Here is an 8526-nt window from a genome sequence, read left to right as displayed (position 1 = left end):
TTACCATTTTCCATTCGGTCAAATACTTTATTAATATCCTCTAACGGCGCTGTCTCAATATTTGTTTTCACTTTTCCTTGGGCTGCAAAGTCTAGCGCCTCCTGCATATCTTTTCTTGTGCCAACTATTGAACCTCTAACCGTTATACCATTTAGAACCGTGTTAAAAATCGGAATTGGTAAATCTGCATTAGGTAAGCCTACTACGACAAGCGTCCCTCCACGTTTTACAGAAGCATAAGCCTGTTCAAAGGCTCTTTTCGTTACTGCAACGCTTACGGCCGCTTGTACACCACCCACCTCATCTTTGATCACTTGAGCTGGGTCAGATTTCATTCCGTTCACCGTTATATCTGCACCTAATTTTTTTGCAAGCTCTAGCTTATCATCTTGGATATCAACAGCAATTACATTAAAGCCCATCGCTTTCGCATATTGCAGAGCAACATGGCCAAGGCCGCCAATGCCATAGATCGCAACCCAATCACCTGGTTTTGCTTCTGAAACTTTTAATGCTTTGTAAGTTGTAACGCCCGCACAAAGAATTGGTGCAATTTCAACTGGGTCAACATTTTCAGGAATTTTTGCCACATAGTTAGCAGGCGCTTTACAATACTCTGCATAGCCACCATCTACTGAATAACCCCCGTTTAATTGATCTGGGCATAGAGCCTCTCTTCCTGTTAAGCAATATTCGCACTCACCACATGCTGAATACAGCCATGGAATTCCGACTCGGTCTCCAACTTTTACAGATGTAACACCTTCCCCAATTTCTTCGACGATCCCAACACCTTCATGACCTGGGATTAACGGTAGCTTTGGTTTAACAGGCCAGTCACCATGTGCAGCGTGAAGATCTGTATGACAAACACCACATGCTTCTATTTTAACTAAAACTTCTCCTGACTCAAGTGTTGGCTTTGGTACATCCTTCACTTCAATTTGTTTGTTGAAATCATTTACAACTGCTGCTTTCATTTTAAATGCCTCCTTTGTTAAATAAATTCAACATTCTATTAATGCAAGATTAGTGCCAACTGCTAGACTTATAAACAAATAGGCTTTTTAAATCTCTATCTGCCAATTTTTCAGCAGACTTTGCCAAAAAATCGGCATAACTTGTCGTTTTTTCGGCACTTTTTAACCTTTTATGCGCACCTTCTAAATTCAGAAATACCAAAAAAGCTCCTAATGCTACTCGGCATTAGGAGCTTTATCTATTCCATTTACACTTTAAATTTGCTCATTAACTCCTGTAAATCGCTCGCCATTTTCGATAAGGCGTCAGCGGCTGCTGTAATTTCCTCCATCGAAGCTAGCTGTTCTTCAGCTGAAGCTGCCACGGTTTGTGAATTGAGCGATGTTTCCCTTGATATTGTGGAAATCGTTGCAACACCTGCATTCACCTCCTGGGTGCTTGCGGACATTTGTTCAGCCGTCGCTGCCATATCATCGATTTGAGCACCCATTTTCTCCATCGATCTGACAATTTCTTTGAAGCTTGCTTCCGTTTTTTCAATAATCCCAAGCCCTTCTTGTACATCTACCTTCACTTGATCTAAGGAGTCATTCGAACGTGCCATATCAACTTGAATATCCTTGATTAATTCTGAAATTTGTGTAGATGATGATTGGGATTGTTCAGCAAGTTTACGTACTTCCTCCGCAACAACTGCAAACCCTTTGCCATGCTCCCCTGCTCTCGCTGCTTCAATGGCTGCATTTAACGCTAACAAGTTCGTCTGATTTGCAATTTCTGTAATCACCTTCGTAATTTCTCCAATTTCCTGCGAGCGTTTGTCTAAAAGCTTAATAACTTCTCCACTTTTATTCACCGATTCATTGATTGCATGAATTTGCTGAACCGTCTTTCCAACATACTCTCCACCTAGCTTCGCTTGGTCGGTTGTCTTAGATCCTGCCTCAGCAATCGCTGAAGAGCTTTCAGCAATGTTTTGGACGCCCATTGTTACTTCGCCTAGCGCTTTTGCACTCTCTTCCAAATTCTCTGACTGACTCTCTGCCCCACCGGCGACTTGCTGAATCGCTTCCGTAATTTGCTCAGTTGCCTTACCTGTCTGTTCAGCGCCTGCTGTTAGCTCTTCTGATGAAGCAGCAACTTGCTCAGACGTCTGTAAAACATTACGGATCATCCCTTGCATATCTTTTCTCATTAAATTAAAGCTTGCAGACAAATCACTAATTTCATCACCGCTGTTATCCACTACCTCAGTCGTGAAGTCTCCATTACCAGCAAGACTCAATGCATTTGAAACAGCCGTTAAACGTTTGTTTAACCTGCGAGTGAACCATAATGTAATAAGACTGGCAATAACGATAATTCCCACTAGAACAATAAGGAAAATAGTGAGAAAGGAAGAAATCGTTTGATCAATAATCGCCTGGGAAGCGCCTACATAATAAATCCCAATGGCTTCTCCACTTCCGTCAAAAATAGGCATATAAGCCGTTTGATACGTATAGCCTGCTACCTCAGCTTCTCCATAGTAGTTCTCGCCTTGACCTAACACCATTTCTGCCACTTCTGGTGAAACCTGTGTGCCAATTGCACGTTCCCCGTCTACAACAACGTTTGTGGCAATGCGCGTATCTCCCTGAAAGATCGTTACCGTATCGCCTGTATCTTCACCAATTTCATCGACAATTTCAAAGTTTTCGTTCATGACCGTTGTGCCTTTGTAGAGCTGTCCATCCGTAATCGACCATTCTCCAGGATATTTGGTATCCATATATCGATAACTTAATTCTAAATCCCCTCTGGCCTTTTCGACGGCAAATTCTTCTATCCCAGCTGTTACCTGCTGAACGACGACTGTACCTACAACAACGGATAGGAGTAAAATAATGCCTAAAACAATGAAATTAATTTTTGTACCTAGTTTTAACTTTAAACGATGTTCTCTCATTTTATTTCTCTCCACCTTTACTGCCTGTCTTTTTTATTCAACTTAGCTTTATTCAAAACAATACAAAAAGTCGTTCTTACTTTTTATATCGGAATGATAAGCTTAAATTTTTACACTTGATTCTATGAGATGAACAACGACTCTTTTAATCAAAAAAGCCACACCCTAAAAAAGGTGTGACTTAAAAAATCAATGTTGGTAGATGCCCTTTAATGCATTAAGACTTTAACATAACGTCCTTCTAGTCCGTTTCCTCTCTTTCCTCCGTACCGGTTGTTATAGCCGCATTGAACAAAAATCTTTAATAAGGCATTCCGACGATTGGCTTCGAGCTCAACCTCTTTACAGCCCAGTTCTACGGCATAGCACTCAATCATTGAAATGACTTCACGAACCGTTGCTTCATAACGGGACCAATCAATATATTGGTACTGTTGTACACGTATCGTTATACACTCTTTGTCCCTTGCCTTAAAAATAAGAGAAATGGCAGAATTGAGATCAATCGTCACACAGCTCGCCTCTTCAACCATCGAAACAGGCTCTGTGTTAAGAACATGTAAAAAAGGCTGAAACGTATCTTTCGTCAATCTAATCATTGCTTCGATCACCCTTTCTTTTCATGCATTTACTCTATTTTAGTTCGATTGTAACAAAATGCCTCACCACTTGTTTTTTTCGATTCTCTTAGTTGCTCCTACTAGAAAGAAAGAATGTATATTTTTTCTATGCTAGTCTTTTGCCCTGATAAACATATTTATCTCATGGAATACATAGTAGATTGACGACAAATTTTTCTATCTCTTCTTCTATGTTTCAACCGGTCAAAAAACGGCTAACAAACTATAAAGGAGGGATACAATGACTACAAACGAAGAAAAAGACAAGCTATTACGCGATCGGAACCAGACACACAAAGCCTTCAAAAGCAATAAAGAAAAGCAAAAGGAGCGCGATCAGCTTGTGATGCCTATTGATGAACTCCCATTAGAGGACATACAACAAGAAGCTGAGGAAGAACGACAAAAAGAGAAAAGCAAGCAACGGTCATCGAGCGAGTGATGACTAAGCATATTGTCACGTAGGATAAGGGCTTCCTTGCGAAGAAACCTTATCCTTTTTTCCGTGGAAAAGGGGACGGAGCTTCCATTCAAGTTTGATGAAACAATGAAGCACTTCCGCTCACACCTCTTCATTGAAGGGCTGCTCAGCGTTACTTGACGGAATCGTTTCCATTTAAGGGGGAAGAGCAAGTTGCTCATGAAGGCTTTGGTTGGTAAAACAAAATAGAAGAACGCAATCTCTCTAGTAAGAAAGATTGCGCTTTAAATCTATGATTATTGTAAGAAGATTTCTTCTAACTCATCTAGCATAGAGTTTGCAGCAATAACTCCACCTGCTGTATTCCAAATCTCGTCACTTACCTTTTGGTAGTTTCCTTCTTGAACAGCAGATAGGTTTTGGAATAATGGATCATTTAACCATTCTTCCTCAAGCTTCGATGCTTCCCCATCTCCCGTTTCATAGGTGAAGTAGAAAAGGTAGTCACCGTCCATTTGTGGAATCATTTCCTTTGTAGCATTTGTTATGGCAAAATCATCAACATCCTGTGATTCTGGTCGAGCAAAACCAAGCTCTTCAAGGATGACCCCTGAAAATGAATCCTTTTGATAAATCCGCACATCTCCACCCATAAAGCGAATAATGGAAATTTCTTTGCTTAGTATTTCTTCTCCAGCGTGCTCTTTAAAGTCAGCAATACGCTGTGCATAATTTGCTAATACTTCCTCTCCTTCTTCAGCCTTGTTCACCGCTTCAGCGTAAAGAGAGAAATTCTCTTTCCAATCACCACGAAGAGTTTCGGCAAAAACAGTTGGTGCAATTTGACTAAGCTGCTCATATACAGCCTCTTGACGCATTTTATTTCCAATAATTAAATCTGGCTGAAGTGCAGCAATGACCTCTAAGTTTGGCTCACTCTCTGTCCCAACGTCCGTCACACCTTCCATTTGTTCAGAAATATGCTCATACCATGGGTCTCCGGTCCAAGATTGAACAGCCCCTACTGGTGTTACACCAATGGAAAGCAATGCCTCTGTCCCCTCGTTCGTTAAAACCACGACTCGTTCTGGTGTACCTTCAATTTCAACTGTTCCCATAGCATGCTCAACTGTATAAGCACCATCTGTCGTCTCTTCATTTGATGCTTGTTCTTCGTTCACTTGCTCACTATCTCCTGATGCAGGCTCTTGTTCAGATTGACTTCCGCATGCCGCTACAACCAACAGTAGCATGGATATCATAATAGCAAATAAAATTGATTGCTTTTTTCTAAACATACAAATTCTCCTCTCGTCCCGCGGACACAAATGATAACTATTTTCAATTACAAATGATAGTCAGCAACTGTTTCTTTGTCAATAATTATTTGAGAATGATTTTCATAGTCATTGACAATCATTCTCATCTAAAATATGATTAGATTATTGTAGAACGTTAGTGAGGTCGTTTGTCATGTTGTTTAAGACAACACGAGTAAAAATAATAGGATTATTTGGCTCCATGACCCTTTGTCTCTTTTTCATCATGATTAGTATTATTTATGGATATACAGACACACCCTGGCAAATGGTGATTGATTCCTTTCTTCGTTTCGATGGTTCAAATGAACATTTAATTATTCAAAACACGAGGGTTCCAAGAGCACTCATTGCAGCTGCAGTTGGAGCAAGTCTAGGTATTGCTGGTGTGTTGATGCAAGCGTTAACAAATAACCCTCTTGCTGATCCAAAAATTTTTGGTATCAATGCAGGGGCTAGCTTTTTTATTGTTGTAGCAGTCACCGTTTTTTCTATCACTTCACTAAGTACTTTTGTATGGATTGCCTTTGCAGGAGCTGCTTTCTCGGCAGCCATTGTTTACATGATTGGCTCATTCGGGCAAGAAGGCTTGACCCCTATGAAATTCACGCTAGCCGGGGCCGCCATTTGGGCGTTGTTTTCGTCCTTAACGCAAGGGCTTCTCGTCGTAAACGAACGGGCATTGGAGGAAGTTCTTTTTTGGCTTGCTGGCTCTGTTCAAGGAAGAAGCATTGATTATTTATACAGCGTTCTCCCTTATCTAATGATTGCCTGGCTTAGCTCGCTTCTCATCTCCCGCCATATGAATCTCCTTGCTATAGGTGAAGACGTGGCAAAGGGGCTAGGTCAAAAAACAGGGCTGATTAAGCTTGCAGCTGCGTGCATCATTGTATTACTTGCCGGTGCCTCTGTAGCGATTGCTGGACCAATTGGCTTTATTGGCATTGTGGTTCCCCACATCGTTCGGGCTTTTGTTGGGATTGACTACCGTTGGGTGATTCCTTACAGCGCCATGTTCGGGGCGATCCTACTTATCTTTGCTGATGTTTGTGCAAGATATATCATTATGCCACAGGAGGTTCCTGTCGGTGTCATGACAGCCATCATCGGTACTCCCTTCTTTATTTATATTGCACGCAGGGGGCTGGTCAAACGATGAAATTCCGTCAGTATAAAGCCCTTCGTCTCGGTAAAGACATGGTTTCCTTGTTACTGAACAAAAGAGGAATAAAGGTTATTTTAATTTTATTTTTTTTAACAGTGTTTATGACAATCTTGAGCATGGGCATGGGAGAGCTACAGCTTTCACCCATCGAAGTCGTAAAATCCTTGTTTGGCTACGGTGATGAGATGACGGAGCTTGTGGTCATGTCCTTCCGATTGCCAAGAATTATTGTCTCATTGCTTGTAGGCGCAGCATTAGCCGTTTCTGGAGCAATCCTTCAAGGGATTGTTCGAAATCCACTCGCCTCACCAGATATTTTAGGCATCACAGGTGGAGCAGCAGTGGCTGTCGTCTCCTTTTTAGCTTTTTTTAGCAATGAAAACAACGCCTTAACTGTAAGCATTGCTTGGATGCCTTTAGCTGCCTTTCTTGGAGCAACAGCCATCGGTTTACTCGTATACCTCTTTGCTTGGAAAAATGGTGTGTCACCTATTCGTCTTGTCTTAATTGGGATTGGGCTGCAAGCCCTGACCCAGTCGCTGACCACGTTGTTTATGATTCTTGGTCCCATTCACCAAGCGACCCAAGCAACCATTTGGCTAACTGGTTCTGTTTATGGCTCAAACTGGGGCGATGTAACAATGCTTGTTCCTTGGACCGCCCTACTCGTCTTCATTTCATTTTTTATCGTCCGTCACCTGAACGTTCAAGAGCTTGGAGAATCGGTGGCCACAAGTGTTGGCAGCAATGTCAATCGAAATCGATTTTTCCTTTTACTCATTAGTACCGCTTTAGCTGGTGGTGCGGTGGCATTTGCAGGCGGAATTGCGTTCGTTGGTTTAATCGCTCCTCATATTGCTAGAAAATTAGTTGGTTCAGGCAATGGAGTTCTTTTACCGGTCGCTGCTCTTGTCGGAGCATTGCTTGTCATCCTAGCAGACTTAATCGGGCGGTCATTATTTAGTCCAAATGAAATTCCAGTCGGTGTGTTTACCGCAGCCATTGGCGCTCCTTATTTTATTTATTTGTTGTATAAAAATCGAAAGATGTAAGGAAAAGAAAGGGGACCCACCTCATGAATGTGATTGAAACGAAGTCTTTAACACTTGGTTATGATGAGAATACGATCATTGAAAACCTTGATTTAAAAATCCCTAAAGGTGAAATTACGGTATTTATTGGTGGTAACGGCTGTGGAAAATCTACCTTGCTTCGTTCCATTGCGAGACTGTTAAAGCCCCAACAGGGAAGCGTTGTGCTAGAAGGAAAATCGATCCATAAAATGGGGACAAAAGAAGTAGCAAAACAGTTAGCGATCCTTCCTCAGGGCCCTGAAGCACCTGAAGGCTTAACGGTTCTACAGCTTGTTAAGCAAGGACGCTATCCTTATCAAAACTGGTATAAGCAATGGTCTGAGCAAGACGAAAAAATGGTGCAACGAGCGTTAGAAGCTACACAAATGACTGAATTTGCTGAGAGACAAGTTGACTCTTTATCAGGCGGACAGCGGCAACGAGCTTGGATTGCTATGACACTCGCCCAAGATACAGATATTATTCTTTTAGATGAGCCAACCACCTATTTAGATTTAACACATCAAATCGAAATTCTAGATTTATTATTTGAGCTGAACGAAACGGAGAAACGTACGATCATCATGGTCCTCCATGATTTAAATCTCGCTTGTCGTTACGCACATCACCTAATTGCCGTCAAAAATAAAACCGTTTATGCACAAGGAAAACCAGAAGAAGTGATTTCCTGTGACTTAGTTCGTGATGTCTTTAACATGGAATGTCAGGTCACAGCCGATCCTCTATTTGGCACACCTCTATGCATACCATATGGAAAAGGACGTTGCATTATGAAAAACAACCCCTTTGAAGACAGTGTATCCGTGTCATGACGCTTTTTTTCACTGGAAGGAACGATGAGAATGAATCAATTAACAAAAAATGAAAAAGAACGCTTGCTGCAATTTCGAACGACGTTCTCGGCTGATTCAAAGATTACTGCTCAAGCCATCCGTTCGATCGACCTTCTTGATGTCCAATTCTTAACATCGTATTTGT

The 8526-nt window shown here is 41.6% G+C and carries 8 protein-coding genes; 4 read left to right on the top strand and 4 right to left on the bottom strand.

Going from position 1 to position 8526, the window contains the following annotated elements; all coding sequences use genetic code 11:
• The 3 genes from adhP to BLT_RS0119180 all read right to left on the bottom strand — a co-directional run.
• Positions 1-980 (bottom strand): alcohol dehydrogenase AdhP (gene adhP, locus BLT_RS0119195; RefSeq protein WP_017729343.1); only part of this gene is annotated, 980 nt, incomplete at its 3' end.
• A gap of 248 nt (positions 981-1228) precedes the next feature.
• Positions 1229-2929: a methyl-accepting chemotaxis protein gene (locus BLT_RS0119185; protein ID WP_017729341.1), complete on the bottom strand. Its 1701-nt coding sequence runs from the start codon at positions 2927-2929 to the stop codon at positions 1229-1231.
• 209 nt (positions 2930-3138) lie between these two features.
• Positions 3139-3528 carry a hypothetical protein gene (locus BLT_RS0119180; protein ID WP_017729340.1) on the bottom strand — a complete coding sequence of 130 codons (390 nt, stop codon included), beginning with the start codon at positions 3526-3528 and terminating at the stop codon, positions 3139-3141.
• Positions 3529-3790: 262 nt separating this feature from the next.
• On the opposite strand from BLT_RS0119180, the gene BLT_RS0119175 reads away from it, so the two are divergent.
• Complete coding sequence (locus tag BLT_RS0119175; RefSeq protein ID WP_017729339.1) at positions 3791-3991, top strand: hypothetical protein; 201 nt, start codon at positions 3791-3793, stop codon at positions 3989-3991.
• A gap of 275 nt (positions 3992-4266) precedes the next feature.
• On the opposite strand, the gene BLT_RS0119170 is transcribed toward BLT_RS0119175, so the two are convergent.
• A complete protein-coding gene (locus BLT_RS0119170; RefSeq protein WP_017729338.1) occupies positions 4267-5268 on the bottom strand; it encodes an ABC transporter substrate-binding protein in 1002 nt (333 codons plus the stop codon).
• A 175-nt stretch (positions 5269-5443) separates the two neighbouring features.
• Here BLT_RS0119170 and BLT_RS0119165 point away from each other — a divergent pair, with 175 nt between their 5' ends.
• Genes BLT_RS0119165 through BLT_RS0119155 form a run of 3 tightly spaced genes read left to right on the top strand, consistent with a single transcriptional unit; the run spans position 5444 to position 8360 of the window.
• On the top strand, positions 5444-6448 hold the full coding sequence (locus BLT_RS0119165; protein WP_026105204.1) for a FecCD family ABC transporter permease: 1005 nt from the start codon (positions 5444-5446) through the stop codon (positions 6446-6448).
• The gene (locus tag BLT_RS0119160; RefSeq protein ID WP_017729336.1) at positions 6445-7506 is read left to right on the top strand and encodes a FecCD family ABC transporter permease; all 1062 of its coding nucleotides are present in this window, start codon (positions 6445-6447) and stop codon (positions 7504-7506) included. Before BLT_RS0119165 ends, BLT_RS0119160 begins: the two co-directional genes overlap by 4 nt.
• 23 nt (positions 7507-7529) lie before the next feature.
• A complete protein-coding gene (locus tag BLT_RS0119155; protein WP_017729335.1) occupies positions 7530-8360 on the top strand; it encodes an ABC transporter ATP-binding protein in 831 nt (276 codons plus the stop codon).
• Positions 8361-8526 lie beyond the last annotated feature (166 nt).

It is taken from the genome of Halalkalibacterium ligniniphilum (assembly GCF_000334155.1).
Classification (GTDB): domain Bacteria; phylum Bacillota; class Bacilli; order Bacillales; family Bacillaceae_D; genus Halalkalibacterium; species Halalkalibacterium ligniniphilum.
This window is presented reverse-complemented; position numbering and strand designations above follow the sequence as displayed.